General features: G+C 37.2%; 13 protein-coding genes, 4 tRNA genes, 2 rRNA genes and 1 pseudogene. 11 read left to right on the top strand and 9 right to left on the bottom strand.

What is annotated here, in order from left to right:
- Positions 1 to 51 precede the first annotated feature (51 nt).
- The 4 genes from LPC21_RS09000 (at position 52) to LPC21_RS08985 (ending at position 4578) form a co-directional block, all read left to right on the top strand.
- Positions 52 to 125, top strand: a tRNA-Ala gene (locus LPC21_RS09000).
- A gap of 134 nt (positions 126 to 259) precedes the next feature.
- Positions 260 to 3139: ribosomal RNA gene (locus tag LPC21_RS08995) — 23S ribosomal RNA — on the top strand.
- Between the two features lie 162 nt (positions 3140 to 3301).
- Positions 3302 to 3411 (top strand): 5S ribosomal RNA (rrf, locus tag LPC21_RS08990).
- 318 nt (positions 3412 to 3729) lie between these two features.
- Positions 3730 to 4578 (top strand): NAD(P)H-hydrate dehydratase, encoded by an 849-nt coding sequence (locus LPC21_RS08985; protein ID WP_338030330.1) that lies wholly within the window; start codon positions 3730 to 3732, stop codon positions 4576 to 4578.
- Here the strand turns inward: LPC21_RS08985 and LPC21_RS08980 are convergent, their stop codons facing one another.
- From LPC21_RS08980 to thrA, 4 genes are all read right to left on the bottom strand, one after another.
- The gene (locus LPC21_RS08980; RefSeq protein WP_229316832.1) at positions 4579 to 5088 is read right to left on the bottom strand and encodes a GNAT family N-acetyltransferase; all 510 of its coding nucleotides are present in this window, start codon (positions 5086 to 5088) and stop codon (positions 4579 to 4581) included. It abuts the gene before it with no gap.
- 68 nt (positions 5089 to 5156) lie between these two features.
- Positions 5157 to 6446 (bottom strand): threonine synthase, encoded by a 1290-nt coding sequence (gene thrC / locus LPC21_RS08975; protein ID WP_229316831.1) that lies wholly within the window; start codon positions 6444 to 6446, stop codon positions 5157 to 5159.
- Between the two features lie 31 nt (positions 6447 to 6477).
- Positions 6478 to 7407, bottom strand: a complete 930-nt coding sequence (locus LPC21_RS08970) for a homoserine kinase (RefSeq protein WP_229316830.1) — start codon at positions 7405 to 7407, stop codon at positions 6478 to 6480.
- Positions 7408 to 7438: 31 nt separating this feature from the next.
- Positions 7439 to 9886 (bottom strand): bifunctional aspartate kinase/homoserine dehydrogenase I, encoded by a 2448-nt coding sequence (gene thrA / locus LPC21_RS08965; RefSeq protein ID WP_229316829.1) that lies wholly within the window; start codon positions 9884 to 9886, stop codon positions 7439 to 7441.
- Positions 9887 to 10504: 618 nt separating this feature from the next.
- On the opposite strand from thrA, the gene LPC21_RS08960 reads away from it, so the two are divergent.
- The gene (locus tag LPC21_RS08960) at positions 10505 to 11149 is read left to right on the top strand and encodes a DUF47 domain-containing protein (protein ID WP_229316828.1); all 645 of its coding nucleotides are present in this window, start codon (positions 10505 to 10507) and stop codon (positions 11147 to 11149) included.
- Between the two features lie 24 nt (positions 11150 to 11173).
- The gene (locus LPC21_RS08955) at positions 11174 to 12487 is read left to right on the top strand and encodes an inorganic phosphate transporter (protein ID WP_229316827.1); all 1314 of its coding nucleotides are present in this window, start codon (positions 11174 to 11176) and stop codon (positions 12485 to 12487) included.
- Positions 12488 to 12554: 67 nt separating this feature from the next.
- Here the strand turns inward: LPC21_RS08955 and LPC21_RS08950 are convergent, their stop codons facing one another.
- Complete coding sequence (locus tag LPC21_RS08950; protein ID WP_229316826.1) at positions 12555 to 15101, bottom strand: ATP-dependent Clp protease ATP-binding subunit; 2547 nt, start codon at positions 15099 to 15101, stop codon at positions 12555 to 12557.
- 257 nt (positions 15102 to 15358) lie between these two features.
- Here LPC21_RS08950 and gyrA point away from each other — a divergent pair, with 257 nt between their 5' ends.
- Both gyrA and LPC21_RS08940 read left to right on the top strand, forming a co-directional pair.
- A complete protein-coding gene (gyrA, locus tag LPC21_RS08945) occupies positions 15359 to 17980 on the top strand; it encodes a DNA gyrase subunit A (protein WP_229316825.1) in 2622 nt (873 codons plus the stop codon).
- A 39-nt stretch (positions 17981 to 18019) separates the two neighbouring features.
- Positions 18020 to 19294: a tetratricopeptide repeat protein gene (locus tag LPC21_RS08940; protein ID WP_229316824.1), complete on the top strand. Its 1275-nt coding sequence runs from the start codon at positions 18020 to 18022 to the stop codon at positions 19292 to 19294.
- Positions 19295 to 19344: 50 nt separating this feature from the next.
- Here the strand turns inward: LPC21_RS08940 and LPC21_RS08935 are convergent, their stop codons facing one another.
- Both LPC21_RS08935 and LPC21_RS08930 read right to left on the bottom strand, forming a co-directional pair.
- Positions 19345 to 20106, bottom strand: coding sequence for a C40 family peptidase (locus tag LPC21_RS08935; RefSeq protein WP_229316823.1), 762 nt, complete (start codon positions 20104 to 20106; stop codon positions 19345 to 19347).
- Positions 20107 to 20149: 43 nt separating this feature from the next.
- Positions 20150 to 21328, bottom strand: a complete 1179-nt coding sequence (locus LPC21_RS08930) for an acetyl-CoA C-acyltransferase (RefSeq protein ID WP_229316822.1) — start codon at positions 21326 to 21328, stop codon at positions 20150 to 20152.
- A gap of 226 nt (positions 21329 to 21554) precedes the next feature.
- On the opposite strand from LPC21_RS08930, the gene LPC21_RS08925 reads away from it, so the two are divergent.
- The 3 genes from LPC21_RS08925 (at position 21555) to LPC21_RS08915 (ending at position 21823) form a co-directional block, all read left to right on the top strand.
- Positions 21555 to 21638 (top strand) — tRNA-Ser (locus LPC21_RS08925).
- Between the two features lie 20 nt (positions 21639 to 21658).
- Positions 21659 to 21733 (top strand) — tRNA-Pro (locus tag LPC21_RS08920).
- 13 nt (positions 21734 to 21746) lie between these two features.
- A tRNA-Arg gene (locus tag LPC21_RS08915) sits at positions 21747 to 21823 on the top strand.
- Between the two features lie 733 nt (positions 21824 to 22556).
- Here LPC21_RS08915 and LPC21_RS10315 read toward each other — a convergent pair.
- Both LPC21_RS10315 and LPC21_RS08910 read right to left on the bottom strand, forming a co-directional pair.
- Positions 22557 to 23327: pseudogene (locus tag LPC21_RS10315) on the bottom strand (recombinase family protein); the annotation flags it as partial.
- Positions 23302 to 23466, bottom strand: coding sequence for a hypothetical protein (locus LPC21_RS08910; RefSeq protein ID WP_229316821.1), 165 nt, complete (start codon positions 23464 to 23466; stop codon positions 23302 to 23304). The gene LPC21_RS08910 and the pseudogene LPC21_RS10315, both read right to left, overlap by 26 nt.
- Positions 23467 to 23492 lie beyond the last annotated feature (26 nt).

The following is a 23492-nucleotide window of genomic DNA, read 5'->3' as shown; positions in this document are numbered from 1 at the left end:
TCTTTATCATTATACTGTCAACAGACGACTGATAACTGACAACTAAAACACGGGGGATTAGCTCAGCTGGCTAGAGCGCCTGCCTTGCACGCAGGAGGTCAACGGTTCGACTCCGTTATTCTCCACAAGATGCTAATTAGATTTAGCACACACGTTCATTGACATATTGAGATAAGAAAATAATAAAGTAGAAAACATTTTTACTTGTTTATCATTAGACAAGTAAAAGAAACGGCATATTTTAAGTAATATGTTGGTACAATAAGCAAAATAAGGGCGTATGGGGGATGCCTAGGCTCTCAGAGGCGATGAAAGGCGTGATAAGCTGCGAAAAGTTACGGGGATTGGCACACACGATACGATCCGTAAATACCTGAATGGGGCAACCCACTATGTTGAAGACATAGTACACCGATAGGTGGGCAAACCCGCTGAACTGAAACATCTAAGTAGGCGGAGGAGAAGAAAACAAAAGTGATTCCGTAAGTAGTGGCGAGCGAACGCGGATTAGCCCAAACCAATGTTGTTACGGCAATGTTGGGGTTGTAGGACCACGACATTTCTTGCACAAAGAACTAGAATCTACTGGAAAGTAGGACCAAAGAGGGTGATAGTCCCGTATAGGTAATGAGTGTAAAGGATAGTGGTATCCTGAGTAGGGCGGGGCACGTGAAACCCTGTCTGAATTTGGCGGGACCATCCGCTAAGGCTAAATACTCCTGAGAGACCGATAGTGAACCAGTACCGTGAGGGAAAGGTGAAAAGAACCGTGAATAACGGAGTGAAATAGATCCTGAAACCATACGCTTACAAGCGGTCGGAGCCCTTTAGTGGGGTGACGGCGTGCCTTTTGCATAATGAGCCTACGAGTTAACGTTGCTGGCAAGGATAAGTGGTTAAGTCACGGATCCGTAGCGAAAGCGAGTCTGAATAGGGCGCTTTAGTCAGTAGTGTTAGACGCGAAACCGTGTGATCTACCCATGGGCAGGTTGAAGCTGTGGTAACACACAGTGGAGGACCGAACCGGTTGACGTTGAAAAGTCTTCGGATGACCTGTGGGTAGGGGTGAAAGGCCAATCAAACTCGGAAATAGCTCGTACTCCCCGAAATGCATTTAGGTGCAGCGCTGGATTTAAGTTATATAGAGGTAGAGCTACTGATTGGATGCGGGGGCTTCACCGCCTACCAATTCCTGACAAACTCCGAATGCTATATAATGTTTACCAGCAGTGAGGGCTTGGGTGCTAAGGTCCAAGTCCGAGAGGGAAAGAACCCAGACCATCAGCTAAGGTCCCCAAATCTATACTAAGTTGAAAGAACGAGGTTTGTCTGCCCAGACAGCTAGGATGTTGGCTTGGAAGCAGCCATTCATTTAAAGAGTGCGTAACAGCTCACTAGTCGAGCGGACGAGCATGGATAATAATCGGGCATAAGTATAGTACCGAAGCTATGGATTTGTATTATATACAAGTGGTAGGGGAGCATTCTAACAGGGTAGAAGGTGTATCGTAAGGTATGCTGGACTGGTTAGAAAAGAAAATGTAGGCATAAGTAACGATAATGCGGGCGAGAAACCCGCACACCGAAAGACTAAGGTTTCCACAGCTATGCTAATCAGCTGTGGGTTAGTCGGGACCTAAGGCGAACCCGAAAGGGACAGTCGATGGCCAACGGGTTAATATTCCCGTACTACTTATTACTGTGATGGGGTGACGGAGTGATGAAAGCGCCGCGAACTGACGGAATAGTTCGTTGAAGTACCTACCTATAAGAAGCGCAGGCAAATCCACGCTTCTTGGGGAAATACGATAGTACTCGGAGACTTCGGTCAAAGAGATAGTGCGCCTAAGGGCTTCCAAGAAAAACCTCTAAACTTCAGGTAATAAGTACCCGTACCGCAAACCGACACAGGTAGTCGAGGAGAGAATCCTAAGGTGCTCGAGAGATTCATGGCTAAGGAATTAGGCAAAATAGACCTGTAACTTCGGGAGAAAGGTCGCCAGCGCAAGCTGGCCGCAGTGAAGAGGTCCAGGCGACTGTTTATCAAAAACACAGGGCTCTGCAAAATCGTAAGATGAAGTATAGGGCCTGACACCTGCCCGGTGCTGGAAGGTTAAGAGGAGATGTTATCTTCGGAGAAGCATTGAATTGAAGCCCCAGTAAACGGCGGCCGTAACTATAACGGTCCTAAGGTAGCGAAATTCCTTGTCGGGTAAGTTCCGACCTGCACGAATGGTGTAACGATCTGGACACTGTCTCAGCCATGAGCTCGGTGAAATTGTAGTAACGGTGAAGATGCCGTTTACCCGCAGTGGGACGAAAAGACCCTGTGCACCTTTACTATAGCTTAGTATTGACCTTGGATAAATGATGTGTAGGATAGGTTGGAGACTATGAAGTGGCGTCGCCAGGCGTTGTGGAGTCATTGTTGAAATACAACCCTTTGTTTATCTGAGGCCTAACCCCGCTATGCGGGGGACATTGCTTGGTGGGTAGTTTGACTGGGGTGGTCGCCTCCAAAAGAGTAACGGAGGCTTCTAAAGGTTCCCTCAGTACGCTTGGTAACCGTGCGTAGAGTGCAATGGCATAAGGGAGCTTGACTGAGAGACATACAGGTCGATCAGGTACGAAAGTAGAGCATAGTGATCCGGTGGTTCCGCATGGAAGGGCCATCGCTCAAAGGATAAAAGGTACGCCGGGGATAACAGGCTGATCTCCCCCAAGAGCTCATATCGACGGGGGGGTTTGGCACCTCGATGTCGGCTCGTCACATCCTGGGGCTGGAGAAGGTCCCAAGGGTTGGGCTGTTCGCCCATTAAAGTGGCACGCGAGCTGGGTTCAGAACGTCGTGAGACAGTTCGGTCTCTATCTACTGTGGGCGTTAGAAATTTGAGTGGATCTGATTCTAGTACGAGAGGACCGAATTGGACAAACCTCTAGTGTATCTGTTGTCCCGCCAGGGGCACCGCAGAGTAGCTACGTTTGGAAGGGATAAGCGCTGAAAGCATATAAGCGCGAAACCCACCACAAGATGAGATTTCTTTTAAGGGTCGTGGAAGATGACCACGTTGATAGGCTATAGATGTAAAGGCAGTAATGTCATAGTCGAGTAGTACTAATAACCCGTAAGCTTATGTACGCTTTTCCTGCCCCGCAAGGGGCAGGGAGAAACTTTCTTAATTTTTTTCTTTATCTCAGTATGTTAAGATATTTGCTCGACGCGAGCAGTGACTAGTGAACAGTAACTAGTAATTAGTGTAAGACTAATTACTAATCACTACTAACTAATCACTAACAACCTTAAGGTGGTTATTGCGGCGGGGCTCACCTCTTCCCATCCCGAACAGAGTAGTTAAGCCCGCCTGCGCAGATGGTACTGCAGTTATGTGGGAGAGTATGTCGTCGCCTTTCTTTATTGAGCCTTGTCTTTATAGACAAGGCTCATTTTTTTTAATGGATCGACGTGTTCGCCCTAAAGGGCTCGGTTCGTCGCTTTCTTTTAAAAACCCTGTTTCTAACCAAACGGGGTTTTTTGTTTTAGATACATCCGCGAACTGCCACTGAAATACACCACGACTTGAATAGCCCCGATAGGAGCTAGCTACCGCGTAGCGCGGATAGCGGGACAACTAGTGTTCAGGACCTAGAAAGGTGCTGCAAATAATGTTATTTGAATTTGTTACATAGCGTAGAGAATCTTTTTGTAATTTTAATTATTAATTATTTTGTATGATGCACTCTACTGTTGTTGACAAGCAAACAATTTCTTCAATTTACCAACCTATTATTGCTACTACTCATAAAGGAATTCAAGGTCATGCTATGTTGATTGGCGGAAGCTATGGAAAAATGGGTTCAATATGTCTGTCATCTAAAGCAGCGATTAAGTTCGGATGTGGATTAGTGACTGCGTTTATTCCTAAATGTGGTTATGATATCGTACAAATAGCGGTACCTGAAGTCATGGTGTTGACGGATGATCAAGATAGTTGTATTTCAAAAATTCATTTTGATATTGTTCCTGATGCCATTGGTATTGGACCTGGTTTGGGTCAAGATATCGCTACGCAACAGGGATTGTACAAGTTCTTGAAGTACAATTCAATTCCTTTAATCATTGATGCGGATGCGTTGAATATTTTGGCATTGCATTCGGATTGGTTGTCATTATTACCTCCTAAGACAATTATAACTCCGCATTTAAAAGAATTGGAACGTTTGATTGGGAAATGGAATTCGGAAGCTGAACTATTTGAAAAAACAATTGCCTTTTCTAAAAAACACCAATTAATTGTAGTAATGAAAGGTGCGCCTACCTATATTGTTTATGGGGAATTGGTCTACCAAAATACTACAGGTAATGCAGCTTTGGCAACTGCTGGAAGTGGTGATGTTTTGACTGGAGTGATTACCAGTTTGTTAGCTCAGTCGTATGAACCTATCAATGCAGCACTATTAGGGGTGTATCTTCACGGACTGACGGCAGATATTGCCTTTCCTGAAACGGGTTATCAATCGTTTATCGCTTCGGATATTATTTCGTATTTAGGTAAAGCCTATTTGAGTTTGAGTCAGTAATTATGAAATTATTTTTTCTAACACCATAAATTCTAAAGGTTCTTGTGTTGTTGGATTGAAAACATCACTCACTGGGAAAGGCTCTCTTACTCCTGTATCCACATAACCATTTCTTTTGTACCACGAAATCAATTCTTCACGAACGGATATTACTGTCATTACAATTTTTGGGAGACCCAATTCAGCGGCAAAAACTTCAGCTTGTTGCAACAATTTTTTACCGATACCACTATTTTGCAATTCTGGAGAAACTGTCAGCATTCCTAAATACAATTCGTTTTCTTTTGCTTTCAAAAGGACACAACCAATAATTTTGTTATGCTCTGAATATTTTAGAATAGTATTGTGTTTATCTTGAATGATTTCAAGTAATTCTGCCTCAGTGGTTCTGCTACCTTCCAATATATGGGCTTCGGTTGTCCAGCCTTTTTTTGAAAACTCGCCTCGATAGGCCGAATTGATTAGTGTATTTAATGAGGCAATGTCTGCTGCTAATACTTTTGCAATCATACTAAAGTTTTTATTTTGAAACTAGAATCAACCAGAATACGAATGTATTCAATATAAATCTAGGAATTTTATCCCAAAAACGACTTCAATTCTTCGTACGTTTTAATTTTGGTACTTATTTTTTCTTTTCCTAAAACACTTTCAATTTGTGTAGGAATAGGCAATTTTACGTTCAGAGCAGGTTCTACTACATCTAAAAACTTGATTGGATGAGCGGTTTCTAAAAATATTCCAATGGCATTTGGATAATTGTCTAATTCTTTTTTCAATCCTAAGTAACCAACCGCTCCATGAGGTTCTGCAATATATTCATTGGTTTCATATATACTTTTCATCGCTTCCAATGTGGCTTGGTCTGAAAAAGTATACGAAGAAAAATCAGTTTTGAAATGCTCCAAATCGTTTTGATACATTTCTTGGATTCGGATAAAATTACTAGGATTACCCACATCCATAGCGTTAGAAATTGTCGCGATAGATGGTTTTGGATCGTAAATGCCGTTTGTTAAAAATCTTGGAACGGTATCGTTAACATTGGTCGAAGCTACAAAATGTGTAATTGGCAATCCCATTTTTTTTGCAATAATACCTGCGCAAATATTTCCGAAATTACCACTTGGACATGAAAATACTAAAGGTTTGTTTTGGTTTTTTAATGCTTTATAAGCAAAGAAAAAGTAAAACATTTGTGGTAACCAACGAGCTATATTGATAGAATTGGCCGAAGTTAAATTGTGATGTTTTAGACTTTCGTCCAAAAATGCTTTTTTTACCATGTCTTGACAATCGTCGAAAACGCCATCAATTTCGAGAGCTTTTATATTTTGCCCCAAAGTAGTTAACTGTCTTTCTTGAATGTCACTTACTTTTCCAGATGGATATAAAATGACCACTTCGACACCTTTGACACCAAGAAAACCACTGGCTACGGCTCCTCCAGTATCACCAGAAGTTGCAACTAAAACCGTGTTTTTGGATGTTTTGTCATTGCGATTGAAATAGCCCAAGCAGCGTGACATGAATCGTGCACCTACATCTTTAAATGCCATGGTTGGACCGTGAAATAACTCCAGTGAATAGATTCCTTTTTCTACTTCAACCACTGGAAAGTCAAAACATAAGGTTTCTTTAATGATCGCTTGAAGTTCAGTTTCAGGAATTTCATTCCCAACAAATTGTTGAATGGCTTGAAACGCAATTTCTTCGTTGCTTTTATTTTCGATTGTATCAAAAAATGCAGCAGGTAAAGGTGTAATTTTCTCTGGGAAATACAATCCTCTGTCGGTTGCCAATCCTTGTATAACCGCTTCTTCAAAAGAAACTTTGGGTGCGTTGTGGTTTAAACTGTAATATTTCATTGTATTGTGATTGCTTGGGTAAGCAATATTGTTATTGTTGACTTAAAATTTTAACTCCCTCTGAATTCACTTTAGAAACGTGAATTTCATAAGGTAGATTGATAGCTTCATATACTTCACACATGGCTTTGGCAATTTTTTCTGCGGTCGCTGCCCCTTTGCTCAATGCAAAAATTGATGGACCTGAACCGGATATACCTGAACCTAAAGCGCCATTTTCTAAAGCGGCTTGTTTGATTGAATCAAATCCTGGAATGAGAACACTTCGTAAAGGTTCTACAATTTCATCGTGTAAGGAACGTCCAATTAAATCGTAATCTTGAGTATATAATCCCGCAATTAAACCGCCCACATTTCCCCATTGCATAATAGCACTTTTTAGAGAGACGGTTTGTTTTAATACTGAACGAGCATCTGAAGTTTTTAATTCGATTTGCGGATGCACTACTGTGGCATATAATTCAGAAGGACTTTCTATTTTAATAATATCTAATGGACTGTAACTTCTAACTAAGGTAAATCCACCCAAAAGGGCAGGAGCTACATTATCAGCATGCGCATTACCACAGGCTAACTTTTCGCCTTGCATGGCAAACTGGACTAAGTCTTTAGTTTGGTAAGGATAACCTAATAATGCATTGATTCCAAAAACAGCTCCAGCTGAACTTGCCGCACTACTTCCAATACCGCTTCCCGCTTTGATGTTTTTGTAGATTTCGATCTCAAAACCAAAGTCAGGGTTAACCGTTTCTAATAATGCTAATCCAGCGACACCCGATACATTGTTTTCGGTTTCCAATGGTAGATCAGCACCAACAATTTTGGTAATTCGTATTCCTTTTTCAGCTGATTTCCGAACCACCATTTCATCTCCTACATTGTCAAGGCAAAGTCCAAGTACATCGAATCCACAAGATAGATTGGCAATGGTTGCTGGGCAAAATATTTTTATTTCATTCATTTTGTATTCTTTTAAAGCGATACAATAGTTTTTATACGTTTCCAATTCGGATGACATCTGCAAAAATTCCTGAAGCCGTTACTGCTGCTCCTGCACCTGCGCCTTTTATTAATAAGGGCTGATCCACATATCGATCGGTATAAAACAAAACGATATTATCTTTTCCTTCCAAATTATAAAAAGGATGGTCTTTCGGAATGAATTGTAAGCCAACAGATGTTTTCCCATTTTCAAATTGTGCTACATATTTCAAACGCGATTCTTTACTTTTCGCTTCATTGTACAGCGCATCAAAATGAGCAGCATGTTTTAATAATGACGCAAAGAAGGCTTCGTTTGAAGTGGTTTCCAAACATTCTGCAGGCATAAACGATTCGTTAGCAATTGCTTCAATATCCATTTGGTAACCGCTTTCGCGAATTAAGATTAAGATTTTTCTAGCTACGTCTATTCCGCTTAAATCAATTTTTGGATCAGGTTCTGTGAATCCTTGTACTCCAGCTTCTTTGACCACATCGTGAAACGAATTGTTTTCGTCAAAATTATTGAAGATAAAATTCAAACTTCCAGAAAGTACGGCTTGAATTTTATTCACTTTATCTCCCGAAGCAATTAAATTTTTTACGGTATCTATGATTGGTAATCCTGCACCCACATTGGTTTCAAATAAGAATGGCGCATGGTATTGGCGTGATAGATTTTTTAAATTTTTGTAATTGTCATAAGCTGATGAACAGGCAATTTTATTACAAGTTACTACACCAACACTTTGTTTTAAATATTGTTCATAAGTTTTTGAAACACTTTCGTTCGCTGTGATATCAACAAAAATGCTGTTTCTGAGATTCAATTCTTTTACTTTAGCGATGAATTGTTCTTGATTCGCAGCATTACCATTGTCTAAAATCGTTTTCCAATCTTTCAAAGAAATACCGTCTTCGTCAAAGTGCATTTTTCTAGAATTAGATAAAGCAATGACTCTTAGATTGATTTTTAAATTCTCTTTTAAGAATTTTTTTTGTTGGTGAATTTGTTCAATGAATTTTTCACCAACATTTCCAACACCCATTACAAAAAGGTTCAATTGTTTAGTGTTTTCTTCAAAGAAATTTTCGTGTAAAGTATTCAATGCTTTTTTGACATCTCTCTCATTAATAACAGCAGAAATATTTCGTTCTGATGCCCCTTGAGCAATAGCGCGAATGTTCACGTTGTTTTTTCCTAAAGTACTGAACATTCTTCCACTCAAACCTTGGTGGTTTTTCATGTTTTCACCCACTAAGGCAATGATGCACAAATTATGTTCTACAATACAAGGATCGATTTTATTTTGTGCTATTTCAACTTCGAATGCTTTGTTGATAGCAATTTCTGCTGTTTCAGCATCTGAATTTAAAATTCCGATACAAATAGAATGTTCAGATGAGGCCTGCGTAATGAAGATTACATTGATACTCTCTTGTGAAAGAACTTCAAAAAGTCGTTTTGACGAACCTGAAACCCCAACCATTCCGGGACCTTCTAATGTCAATAAAGCAATGTTGTCTATATGACTAATTCCTTTTACAGGATTGGTTTGGACAACAATTTCATTTGAAATGTACGTTCCAACAGCTTCTGGTTCAAACGTATTTTTGATTAGGATTGGAATGTTCTTTCTCAAAACAGGTTGAATCGTTGGCGGGTACAATACTTTGGCACCAAAATGTGACAATTCCATAGCTTCTTGATATGAAATAGTAGCAATGGGTTGGGCTTGTTTTACAATTTTTGGATTCGCAGTAAACATGCCGTTAACGTCTGTCCAAATTTCTAGATCTGTCGCATTCAATGCAGCTGCAATAATAGCTGCCGTATAATCAGATCCGCCACGTCCTAATGTAGTAGGAATTTTGTCGCTGGTAGAAGCAATAAATCCAGGTAAAACTACCACTTGACTGTTGTTGGAAGCGAAGAAATTAGCAACTAATCTATTGGTAGTTTCAAAATCAACGATGGCTTTTCCAAAACCAGCATTAGTTTTAATCAATTCACGGCTATCAGCATAACTGCTATTTTTTTCTTTTTGTTTTAAAGCTTCCGCAATAATATAGGAGGAAAGTAATTCACCAAAACCTAAAATTGTATCTTCGGTTCTAGGTGATAGTTCCCCTAAAAGGAAACAACCATCCAAAAGTGTTTCTAAATGGTTTACGATTCGTTTTAAATGACTTAGCAAACTACTTTGTTCGCTTACTGGAATTAATTCTTTTAAGGTGTCTAAATGTTTCTTTTCAATCTCGGTTACAATTTCTTTATAACTTTCGTCATTGGAAGCTGCTTTTTGTGAGGCCAATTGTAATAAGTCGGTTACTTTACTTAAAGCCGAAACGACTACAACTAATTTTTCATTTTTAGCTTTTTCGGTAACTATGGTTAGAACGCGGTTTATATTTTCTGCATTGGCTACTGAAGTGCCGCCAAATTTTAATACTTTCATTGTGTGTGTGTTATTTTAAAATGCAACTATTTCTATACATCCAAGAACTTTCTCCCTTGAGGGAAAAGTAAAAATAGAGTAGGATTATATGTAAAAGTATACCCCTAAGGGGTAGTTGTTGTTGTAGAAGAAAAAGTAACAGAAATTGCAACTTCAGTTGAAGTTGTTTTTGCAGATGAATATGTCTTTCTGTTGTTTGTCATTTGATTTTTCAAAAGTACATTTTTTTATAAAAAAAATAAACCTTAAAAACGCTTTTTACGAATATTTTAAAAATGACCGGTTAATTTTATTGATATTCGTTAATTTCCAAAATATAGACTGTATTTATTGATTGGTTTCGTGTTTTAGGCATATTTTCTAGGGATTTCAGATAAGAGTTGACAAACTTAATTAGGTTTAAACACTTCGGTTTTGGTTGTAAATGACAATATTCAAGATAGGTTATTGATTAATACAATGGAAAAATTGATTTGATTTAAGGATGTCAAAATTAATTTATGTACTAGTTTAAATGTCATAATTATGTTTAAATTTGAAATCATTTCCAATTGTTAACAATAGCTTAACACGAGCATTGAATAATCATTTAATTTTGCATATCTAAAATATATACCCATGTCATTAAACAGTATTTTCCAATTTTTAGTTCCTAAAGACAAAAAGTTTTTTCCTCTTTTTGAACAAGCTTCAACGAATTTAGTTCAATTAGCTTCTCATTTGCATGAGGCAGTTAATTTACCCTTAAAAGAAAGAGAAGAACTTTTTCAAAAAATAGATGAATTGGAACAACGAGGGGAAGATATTACTCGTCAAACTAATTTGGAATTGAGCAGAAACTTTATAACGCCATTCGATAGAGAAGATATTCACTCTTTAATTACATCCATTGATAATGTTGCCGATAATCTTCAAGGAGCAGCAAGCAGAATGCGTTTGTATCATGTAGATAAGATTACGAAGTCAATTCGTAAACTGACAGAAATTAATTTAGAAGCGTGTCAAAATATTGAGTTTGCTGTCAATGAATTGAAAAATTTTAGTTCTACCAAAAAAATAACTATTGCGTGTTCTAAAATTAATAAGTTGGAAAACAAATCAGATGATGTCTATAATAAAGCCGTTTTTGAAATTTTCGAAAATGAGACAGATGCAATCAATGTGATTAAATACAAAGAAGTATTATCAGTTTTAGAAACAGCTACTGATAAATGTAAAAGTGTAGCTAGTGTATTAGAAGCTATTGCTGTAAAACACTCTTAATTTAATCTGTTTCTGAACCTCACTATGGATTTTACTTTACTTATCATTATCATTCTGTTGTCTTTAGCTTTTGATTATATCAATGGCTTTCATGATGCTGCCAATTCCATTGCTACTATTGTGGCGACAAAAGTTTTGACACCATTTCAGGCAGTTTTATGGGCAGCATTTTTTAATTTTTTAGCCTATTGGGTTTTTGGTTTTGGAGTAGCCGATACGGTGGCCAAAACTGCACATACTAGTAGTATCAACTTGACAGTGATTTTAGCAGGTGTAATTGCTGCTATAATTTGGAATCTTTTTACCTGGTGGAAAGGAATTCCTTCGTCTTCATCGCATACTTTGATTGGAGGATTTGCAGGGGCGGCTATTGCTCATGGATTTTCAGGAGTGGTTCAAGATCCGGAACATTACGGACTAAAAATTGTGAGTTGGTTTAAAGCTGCTAAAGAAGGAGAGTTATTGCCTTCCGGAGTTTTGATTGTCATACTTTTTATTGTAATTGCGCCATTACTTGGTATGATTATTTCGTATTTCATTTCGTTATGGATGATGTATTCATCTAAGAAAAATATATTTCCTAAACTCTTAACACTAGTGTTAATGGGATTGGCGGTTTGGTTTTTATCTACTGTATTAATTCCTTTTAAAGAAATTGAAAAACCTAGATTTGAAAGTCCTTTTTGGAGTGTAGTTACTGAACCACATAATATAAAATGGTTTTTGGTTGCTATTATTTTCTTTAGCTTAGCGATATTCAATTTATTTTTCAGTTTATTTTCAGCAGCAAAAGCAGAAGCAGTATTAAAAAAGATGCAATTATTATCTTCTGCAGCTTTTAGTTTGGGACATGGTGGTAATGATTCGCAAAAAGTGATGGGTATTATTGCAGCAGCAGTTGCCGTTTATGTTAAAACAGCTGGAAATGTTGATTTACCAGATTGGTTAGACGTTGAGCTCCCAAAAGAGGACGGTTCGTTTAAAATGCCAGCTTGGATACCAATTACATGTTATTCTGTAATTGCTTTAGGAACCTTAAGCGGAGGTTGGAAAATTGTAAAAACAATGGGTTCTAAAATTACTAAAGTTAATCCATTTGAAGGAGTAGTTGCAGAATCTGCCGGGGCTCTAACTTTATTTTTGACAGAGCATTTTAAAATTCCGGTTTCGACAACACATACTATAACAGGTTCTATTATTGGAGTAGGGGTTACTAAACGTGTCTCTGCAGTACGCTGGGGAGTAACTGTTAGTTTGTTATGGGCCTGGGTATTAACCATCCCTGTTTCAGCAGTTTTAGCTGCTATTACCTATTATATGCTCAATTTATTTATATAAATTTTTTATTCTTAAATAAACAAACCCGCCTTATGGCGGGTTTGTTTATTTAAAGAGGTATTTGATGTTATTGATTTGTTGGCTCTTCTGCTTTGTGTACTTGTACACTTAACTCTTGAGCTCCTTCTTCAATATCCATGAAAATTTCGTCGCCAGATCCTATTTTTGATGTGATGATTTCTTCAGCAAGAGAATCTTCTACGTACTTCTGTATCGCTCTTTTTAAAGGTCTAGCACCAAATTGTTTGTCAAATCCTTTATCGGCTATAAAAGCTTTGGCTTTGTCTGACAAATTTAATTTGTATCCTAAGTCGGCAATTCGAGCAGTAAGTTTCTTTAATTCAATTTCGATAATTAAATCAATATCGTGTTTCTCTAATGCATTAAATACGATAACATCATCAATTCTATTTAAGAATTCAGGTGCAAATGTTTTCTTAAGTGCATTTTCAATAATGCTTTTCGAATTGTCATCTACTTGAGCAGTTCTCGCAGCAGTTCCAAAACCAACTCCTTGTCCAAAATCTTTTAATTGTCTTGCACCCACATTGGATGTCATAATAATAATGGTGTTTTTGAAATCAATTTTTCGTCCCAAGCTATCCGTTAAAAATCCATCATCTAATACTTGAAGTAACATATTAAAAACGTCAGGATGTGCTTTTTCAATTTCGTCTAGTAATACTACACAATACGGTTTTCTTCGAACTTTTTCTGTTAATTGTCCACCTTCTTCATAACCCACGTAACCTGGAGGAGCTCCCACTAACCTTGAAATGGCAAATTTTTCCATGTATTCGCTCATGTCGATTCGTACTAAGGCATCTTCAGAATCGAATAATTCTTTTGCAATTACTTTCGCTAATTGGGTTTTACCTACACCGGTTTGTCCTAAGAAAATAAAAGAACCAATTGGTCTGTTTGGATCCTTTAATCCGGCACGGTTTCGTTGAATAGAACGTGCAATTTTAAGTACTGCTTCTTTTTGACCAATTACCTTACCTTCAATAAGTTCGGGTAATTTAGCTAATTTATTACTTTCTGTTTGTGCGATTCGATTTACCGGAATACCAGTCATCATAGAAACGACATCGGCTACATTGTCCTCAGTAACTTCTATACGATTGTTTTTAGCATCTTCTTCCCATTGTTCTTGTGCAATAGCTAAGTCTTTTTCAATGCGTTTTTCGTCGTCGCGAAGTTTGGCTGCCTCTTCGTATTTTTGTTTCTTAACTACTTCATTTTTCAAGACACGCACATCTTCTAACTGACGTTCAAGATCCACAATCTGTTTTGGAACCTCAATATTAGTAATATGAACTCTTGAACCTGCTTCGTCTAAAGCATCGATTGCTTTGTCTGGTAAAAAACGTTCCGACATATAACGATCGGTTAATTTTACGCAAGCTTCAATTGCTTCTTGGGTATAGGTTACATTGTGATGGTCCTCGTATTTGTTTTTGATATTGTTCAAAATGGTAATTGTTTCAGGAACCGAAGTAGGCTCTACAATTATTTTTTGAAAACGTCTTTCTAAAGCACCATCTTTTTCAATGTATTGACGGTATTCATCTAAAGTAGTTGCTCCGATACATTGAATTTCGCCACGAGCCAAAGCTGGTTTGAACATATTGGAAGCGTCCAAAGAACCTGTTGCTCCTCCAGCACCTACAATAGTGTGTATTTCGTCAATAAAAAGAATGATATCATCATTTTTTTCAAGTTCATTCATCACGGCTTTCATTCGTTCTTCAAACTGTCCTCGGTATTTAGTTCCAGCAACTAAGCTCGCTAGATCTAGAGTTACTACACGTTTGTTGAATAAAATTCGCGATACCTTTTTTTGTATAATTCGCAAAGCCAAACCTTCGGCAATGGCTGATTTACCAACACCAGGTTCTCCAATCAATAATGGATTGTTCTTTTTTCTTCGACTTAGAATTTGGGAAACACGCTCAATCTCTTTTTCGCGTCCCACTACAGGGTCTAATTTTCCTTCTTCAGCCATTTCAGTTAAATCTCTTCCAAAGTTATCTAAAACAGGTGTTTTGGACTTTTTATTTGATTTATTAGTTGGGTTATTGAAATTGCTTTCTTTGATACTGTCATCTTGTCCTGATTCGTCATTATACGACTCGTTTTTTGGCAAGTTTTCCATGAAATCATCTTCTGCTGGAGTCATATTTACGTATTGTTCTTTAACTACATCGTAGTCGATTTTCAACTTGTTGAGTAGTTTGGTTGTGGGATCGTTTTCATTTCGCAATATGCATAAAAGCAAATGTGCGGTACTAATGGATGTACTTTGAAAAACTTTGGCTTCCAAAAAAGTAGTTTTTAAAGCTCTTTCAGCTTGACGAGTAAGGTGTAAATTTTTCTTTTCTACACTTACTTCAATGCTAGGATTGGCAGGGCTTAAAATTTCCACTTTTCTACGCAAGTGATCTAAATCTACTGCAAGCGTATTCAAAATATGAATCGCTTTTCCGTTTCCATCTCTAAGAATTCCTAACATTAGGTGTTCGGTACCAATGAAATCATGGCCTAGTCGCAAGGCTTCTTCCTTACTGTAAGTGATTACATCTTTTACTCTTGGTGAAAAATTATCATCCATATATTTATTTTTGATAGTGTAAATTTAGTTAATTGGTGTTGGAAAACCAAATACCATACCCTTAACTACTGCTGTCAGCTAATTGACAAAAAAAATAATAAATAGAAAGAATAATTCGGCTTATTTTATTAACCAAAATACATGGAAAAGTTGTTAATAAATCATTGAAATAAGTAGTTAAAAATACCATTAAAAATTTCAAATCTCCGTATATTGGCACGTTTTGAAACGAATATAATTTTTTAATATAACAACTTATGTCTGAAGGAGAAAAGTTAATTCCTATTAACATAGAAGATGAAATGAAATCAGCTTACATCGATTATTCGATGTCGGTAATTGTATCAAGAGCACTTCCAGATGTTAGAGATGGTTTGAAACCGGTGCATCGAAGAGTACTTTACGGAATGTATGATTTAGGAGTTTTTTCAAATAAAGCCCACAAAAAATCCGCTAGAATTGTAGGGGAGGTTTTAGGTAAGTACCACCCACACGGTGATACTTCTGTATACGATGCTATGGTACGTATGGCGCAAGAGTGGAGTATGCGTTACTTATTAGTTGACGGACAAGGTAACTTTGGTTCTGTTGATGGTGATAGTCCTGCAGCAATGCGTTATACCGAGGCCAGAATGCGTAAGATTTCGGAAGAAATTATGGCTGATATTGAAAAAGAAACAGTTGATTTTCAATTGAATTTTGACGATACTTTGTATGAGCCAAAAGTAATGCCAACACGTGTACCTACCTTATTAATTAATGGAGCTACAGGTATTGCAGTGGGTATGGCTACCAATATGCCACCTCATAACTTGACTGAAGTTATTAACGGAACTATCGCGTATATTGATAATAATGATATTGAAATTGACGAGTTAATTACGCACGTTAAAGCACCCGATTTCCCAACAGGTGGAATTATTTACGGATATGAAGGGGTGCGTGAAGCATTCAAAACAGGTCGTGGTAGAGTAGTTATTCGTGCTAAAGTAGGTTTTGAAGAAGTAGATGGTAGAGAATCTATCATTGTAACTGAAATTCCATACCAAGTGAACAAAGCAGATATGATCAAACGTACTGCTGACTTAGTAAACGAAAAGAAAATCGAGGGTATTGCTAATATCCGTGATGAGTCGGATAGAAACGGTATGCGTATCGTGTATATCTTGAAACGCGACGCTACACCTAATGTAGTGTTGAATACCTTATATAAGTATACCCAATTACAATCTTCATTTAGTGTAAACAACATTGCCTTGGTGAATGGTCGTCCAGAGACGTTGAATCTAAAAGATATGATTCATCATTTCGTTGAGCACCGTCACGATGTGGTTATTCGTAGAACTCAATTTGAATTGCGTAAAGCAGAAGAAAGAGCCCATATTTTAGAAGGATTAATCATTGCTTCAGATAACATTGACGAAGTAATTGCTTTAATCAAAGCGTCTAAAAATACTGATGAAGCCAAAGAAAAATTAATCGAAAGATTCAAATTATCTGATATTCAAGCCCGTGCTATTGTTGAAATGCGTTTGCGTCAATTAACAGGATTAGAGCAAGATAAATTGCGTGCTGAGTATGAAGAAATCATGAAGTTAATCGAGCACTTAAGAGCTTTATTAGCCGATGTGAATTTAAGAATCGCCTTGATCAAAGAAGAATTAGTTGAAATCAGAGACAAATACGGTGATGAGCGTCGTTCTCAAATCGAATATTCTGGTGGCGATGTAAGTATTGAAGATTTGATTGCCGATGAAAATGTAGTCATTACAATTTCACATGCAGGTTATATCAAACGTACCAACTTGTCAGAATACAAAACTCAAAATAGAGGTGGAGTAGGACAAAAAAGTGCAGGTACCCGTGACCAAGATTTCTTAGAGCATATGTTTGTGGCTACCAATCACCAGTACATGATGTTCTTTACGCAAAAAGGAAAATGTTTCTGGATGCGTGTGTATGAAATTCCAGAAGGAAGCAAAACCGCCAAAGGAAGAGCATTGCAAAACTTAATCAATATCGAGTCGGATGACAAAGTGAAAGCATTTATTTGTACACAAGACTTGAGAGATAAAGAGTATGTAACGAGCCATAACTTAGTGATGGTAACGAAACAAGGACAGGTGAAGAAAACGTCTTTAGAGAAATATTCTAAACCTCGTGTGAATGGAGTTGCTGCTATCACTATTAAAGAAGGAGACGAATTATTAGCGGCTCAATTAACCAATGGTGAAAGTCAAATTATTTTGGCTGTTAAATCTGGTAAATTGGTTCGTTTCGAAGAAACAAAAACCCGTCCAATGGGAAGAACGGCTTCGGGAGTTCGCGGAATTACTTTGAAAGACGATAAAGATGAAGTAATCGGAATGGTGACGGTGAACGATATGAGTAGCGAAATTTTAGTAGTTGCTGAAAACGGATACGGTAAACGTTCTAGCTTAGATGAGTACAGAATTACGAATCGTGGAGGAAAAGGAGTGAAAACATTGAACATTACAGAAAAAACAGGTCAATTGATCTCGATCAACGCGGTAACTGATGCTGACGATTTGATGATTATCAACAAATCAGGATTAACTATCCGTATGGCAGTGGAAGATCTTCGTGTAATGGGACGTGCTACTCAAGGAGTAAAATTAATCAACATAAAAGGAAACGATTCTATTGCGGCGGTAACCAAAGTAATGAAAGATGATCCTGCCGAAGTAGAATTAGACGAAGACGGTAATCCAATTGAAGTCGAAGTGATCGAAAGAGTAAAACCAGTTCTAGAAGTACTAGAAGATGATGGTGCTGCTGATGATGACGATGATGAAGAAGAAGAAATCGTTGACGATGAAGAAGGTGATGACGCTGACGAAGACGATTCAGACGAATAAATTAAAACAATAATTAAAACCAATCAAATTTAGAATACTATGAAAAGTAAATATGTACTACTAGCATCAGCTTTGTTGATATCAGTTGCCACTTTTGCTCAAAAAGACCAAATTAAAGCAGCTGAAAAAGCATTAAAAGCAGGAAATGCTCAAGAAGCAATCACTATTTTACAAGGCGCTGAAGCGGCTTCAGCAGCAGCACCAGATGCTGAAAAAGCACAATTCCAATTTGTAAAAGCCAATGCTCACTTAGCTTTAGCAACAAAAAATGAAAATACGGATGCTAATCTTTCGGCTGCTGCCAAAGCCTATCAAGAAGTGTTGTCAATTGAGAAAACTTCTGGTAAAGCCAAATTTTCTGCCCAGGCATCAACTTCAATTATTGATGTTAAATACAAATTAATCAATGCGGCTATCGCTGATTCCAAAGCGGAAAAACATGCGGCTGGAGCTAAAAAATTATATGATGCCTATTTGTTGGATAAAAAAGACACCATCAATTTGTATTATGCAGCCTCTACTTATGTAAATGCCAAAGAATATGAAACAGCTTATAATGCTTATGACGAGTTAAAAATGTTAAACTATTCTGGAAAGGGAACTAATTTCTATGCAGTGAATAAAATCAATGGTGAAGAACAATTTTTCCCTACTGCTAAAGAAAGAGACCAAATGGTGAAATTAGGTACTCATGAAAAGCCAAGAACAGAAGATATTCCATCTAAAAGAGGTGAAATCTATAAAAATATGGCCTTGATTTTAGTGCAAAACGGTAAAGTAGCCGAAGCTAAAAAAGCAGTTGCCGAGGCAAGAGCAGCTAATCCTGAGGATACCTCATTAATTTTGACTGAAGCCAATTTGTATTTGGATACTAAAGATTATGATACTTATAAAAAATTAATAACTGAAGTTTTGGCACAAAGTCCAAACGATGCAGACTTAGTTTTTAACTTAGGTGTAATTAGTTATAATGCTAAAAATTTAGTAGACGCTGAAAAGTATTACAAAAGAGCCATTGAAATTAAATCAGACTACGTGAATGCCTATTTGAACTTAGCGATTTTAAAATTGGATGCTGATAAAAAATTATTTGAAGAAATTCAAAAATTAGGCAACTCTGAAAAAGATAACAAACGTTACGAAGTGTTGAAAAAACAAAGAGAAGCAGTGTTTACATCGGCATTGCCATACTTAGAAAAAGCATCTGAATTAGACAGTACTAATGAAGAGGTAAAAAGTACTTTATTAAGTGTTTACAGAGCCCTAGAAATGACTGAAAAAGCAAAAGCTTTAAAAGCTAAAATGAAAAAATAGTTTTCATCATATAAATAAAAAAGCCGAATTGAAAAATTCGGCTTTTTTATTTATATAATTTTTTTGATTACTCTTAGTTTGTGGGTGTGTTTTTGTGTTTCGGGGTTAAAAATACCCAAATGATCCAGACGGTCAATCCGAACTTTTCCACTAGCATGAATAATGTAATTGTTTTCCATTATAATACCCACATGGATGATGTTACCCTCTTCGTTATCAAAAAAAGCCAAGTCTCCGGGTTCACTTTCTTCAATAAAACTTAAGGCTTCTCCTTGAGTTGCTTGTTGCGAGGCATCTCTAAACAAATGGTAGCCATTTAATTTATATATCATTTGGGTAAATCCTGAGCAGTCAATACCGAAAGGGGTTTTTCCACCCCAAAGGTAAGGCGCGTTTAAATACATAAATGCTGTTGCAATTAGTTTACTTTTATCTTGTACGCCACTAGTTTTTGTACCATCAAATTCAAATTGAGCGGTATTAATATCGTCATGATTTAAAAAAGATAGCGATGCTCCTAAAGGAATAGGGAGTAAAGTATTATTTGGAGCTGAAATATAGTCGATCAAATCAGCATTTAAAATAATTGGTTCTTTTGAGAGTGTGTTGTACGCTGCTTCAGAAATCATTTGAAATTGTTTGGAATCTACCCAACCTTCATAAGCATCATAATGCAATCGGATTCGGCGCCATTGTTTTAATTCTTCTACCACTTCAAAATGTTCGCCAAACAAGACCTGAGAAACAATTTCGCTTCTGTCGCTAGGTTCCGCTCGAAGTGGGATAATGGCTAGGTTACAAATTCCAAACATTTAAAACTTTTTATTGTTTATGATCGTAAATTAAGTGACTGATTTAGGCTCTTTCAATTACTATTGCCGAAGCACCTCCACCACCATTACAAATGGCTGCTGCTCCGATTTTTCCGTTATTTTGTTCTAATACATTCAATAAGGTTACAATGATTCGTGCTCCTGAACAACCCAATGGATGTCCTAAAGAAACGGCACCACCGTTCACATTGATTTTGTTTTGATCAATATTTAATATTTTGGCATTCGCCAAACCAACTACTGAAAAAGCTTCGTTAAACTCAAAATAGTCTACATCTTCAATAGTAAGATTTGCTTTTTTCAAAGCCTTGGGTAATGCTAATGCTGGACTTGTTGTAAACCATTTTGGTTCTTGCGCTGCGTCTGCGTAAGAAAGGATATACGCTAGCGGAGATAAATCCAATGCTTTTGCTTTTTCCTCACTCATAATTACCAAAGCAGCCGCCCCATCATTAATGGTAGAAGCATTAGCAGCAGTAACTGTCCCTTCTTTGGTAAAAGCGGGGTTTAAGCTACTAATTCTATCTAATTTTACATTGGTATAGTCTTCGTCTTTTGAAACGATTACAGGTTCTCCTTTACGCTGAGGCACTGCGACCGGAACAATTTCGTTATCAAATTTTCCAGCTTCCCAAGCTTTGGCACTTCGCTCATAGGATTGAATGGCAAATTGGTCTTGTTCTTCTCTGGAAATTTTATATTCGTTAGCGCAAAGATCGGCACTTACTCCCATGGCAGTGTTGTCATAGGCATCGGTAAGTCCGTCTTTTTGCATTCCGTCTTGTAAGGTGGTTGGGCCAAATTTTATTCCCGCTCGTAGATGGGTGTAATGTGGAATCAAACTCATGTTTTCCATTCCGCCTGCAACGACAATTTCGGCGTCATTAGATTGAATGGCTTGAGCAGCAAACATGACTGCTTTCATTCCAGATGCACATACTTTATTTACGGTTGTACAAGCTACTGAATTAGATAACCCAGCAAATAGGGCTGCTTGTCGAGCAGGAGCCTGGCCTACGCCAGCTTGTATCACATTTCCCATGAACACTTCATCAACTAAAGTAGGATCCAGATTGATTTTTTCTAGTGCACCTTTAATAGCAATAGCTCCTAATTGTGGGGCAGGAGTAGTTGCTAATCCTCCCATAAAACTTCCAATAGGGGTTCTAGCTGCGGCAACAATAACGACTCTTTTGTTCATAGCACTTTTTACTAGTTGATGTAGCAAATTTACTCTTTTTTATAGAAATTCAAATTTTGATTTCAGTATTCTGATTAGAGTCAATTTATTTATTGCTAGAGGCTTGATTGTTAAGTGATTTAATAAAAATCACGAAATAAAAGTAAAAAAAGGTACAAAATAGTTGTGATTAATACAATGAAGTGCTACATTTGCCACCGCAAAATAGGACACGTTCTTTGAGCTTGGAGAGGTGCCAGAGTGGTAATGGAGCAGATTGCTAATCTGTCGACGAGCAATCGTCGCCAGGGTTCGAGTCCCTGTCTCTCCGCTTATTTAATTTTGCTTTTTCGGGGTGTAGCGTAGCCCGGTTATCGCGCCTGCTTTGGGAGCAGGAGGCCGCAGGTTCGAATCCTGCCACCCCGACAACAACAATACTGGTCGCATAGCTCAGCTGGATAGAGCACCTGCCTTCTAAGCAGGCGGTCGAAGGTTCGAATCCTTCTGCGATCACCATAGAGGATTTGACTATTTTTTTAGTCAAATCCTTTTTTGTTTTATCTCGTAAACCCTTATTAATACTGGCTATTTCATTTAGGATTGGATTCAAATTAGCGGTTCGAACTTTTTTATTTTCAAATTGAAGATTTTTACCAAATATCGAACCGACTATTCTTCTTTTGTGCTCCAAATTAGAGTTATTGTATTGATTGTCAATATCTATAAACTTTTCTGTAGCTATTTTATAGAGTTCTATTAGTTTTTTATTGTCTTCTGAAGATGCTTCTTTAGATTTTAATTCTGCATACAAATTACCATACCGTTCTTTAGCAGATTCATATCCAGTTTTGTCTATATCTCCATCAATGTATAAGTCTTGCAATTTGACTATTTTATCTTCTAAAGATTTCAGATGCTCATAATGTTTTGGACCTAAAGCTTTTTGCTTTGTTTCAGCAGTTAATTTTTCTTTAATGATTTCAAAATACAATTCTTGGAATTGTTTGTCAAAGGAAATATCTGCTAAAAAGTCATTTACTTGTTGATGCACTTCATCTGAAGTATATCTTCCCTTACAGGGGCTTATACAATGATAATAGCTATAGTATTGTGTTCTCCCTTTTGATGCACTAGCGGTCATTTGTTTGTTGCAAATTGGACAGCATAAAAATCCTTTTAGAGGGAAGTTCTCATTGTACTTCTTAGGCGCTTTTTGCTTTCCTCTTTTTCTGCTGTACATTACTTGCTGTACTTTATCAAATAAGGCTTTGGTGATTATAGGTTCGTGAATACCCTCTACTATGGTTTCTTTCTCGTCTTTATAAGCTTTTATGAAAACACTTCCATAGTATAAATGATTATTTAAAATATTTGCGAATACAGATTTACTAGATTGAAAACCTTTTGCTTTTAATTTATAGAATACTTCATTGCGCTGGTAGTTTCCTGTTGCCATGAGTTCAAAAGCTTCCTGAATGTACTTTGCATCTTCATTTGGAATCAAAAGAGGCTTTTTTAAGACATCTTTGCCGTTGTCGTACCCTTTTGGAGCACTTCCAACATATCTACCTTCTTTAAAGGCTCTACGCATCCCTGCCGTTACATTTAATGATCGACGTTGGTTTTCTACCTCAGGCATAGAAAGATAAACAGCTAACATTAATCCTTGCTCTGGAATGGTTAAATCTAGTGGTTGCTCAATGGCGTTTACCTGAATGGCTAATCCATTGAATACTCCAATCATTTGGTAAGATTCAGCTGTGTTTCTGGAGAATCTATCCCATTTGATAAAAATCAATTGGTGTACATCTTTTTTATTTTTCTTACAGTACTCTAATAGTTTCTTAAACTCAGGTCGCTTGAAAGTTTTAGCAGAGTAATCTTCTCTAAAAATATGTAGCACGTTTAAATTATTGTTTTGGCAATAATTAAGCAATTTCTGCTCTTGGTCTCGTAAAGAATATCCTCTTCCTGCTTGCTCATCTGTGGAGACCCTAACGTAAAGAATTACATTTTTCATTTTTGATTCCCTTTTTTAAATTAATAATAGTGCAACTAGCTAATAACTCTGCTAAAGCAATAACTTCTTTAATTTGATTCTCAGTTAATTTTTTGTTTCTGTTTTTGTTTACAATTTGTTCGGCTTTTTCTAGATCCATTTTACCTGTTGGCAGGAAGAAGTAGG

Origin of the sequence: Flavobacterium ammoniigenes, from assembly GCF_020886055.1 — a bacterium.
Lineage (GTDB): Bacteria > Bacteroidota > Bacteroidia > Flavobacteriales > Flavobacteriaceae > Flavobacterium > Flavobacterium ammoniigenes.
This window is presented reverse-complemented; position numbering and strand designations above follow the sequence as displayed.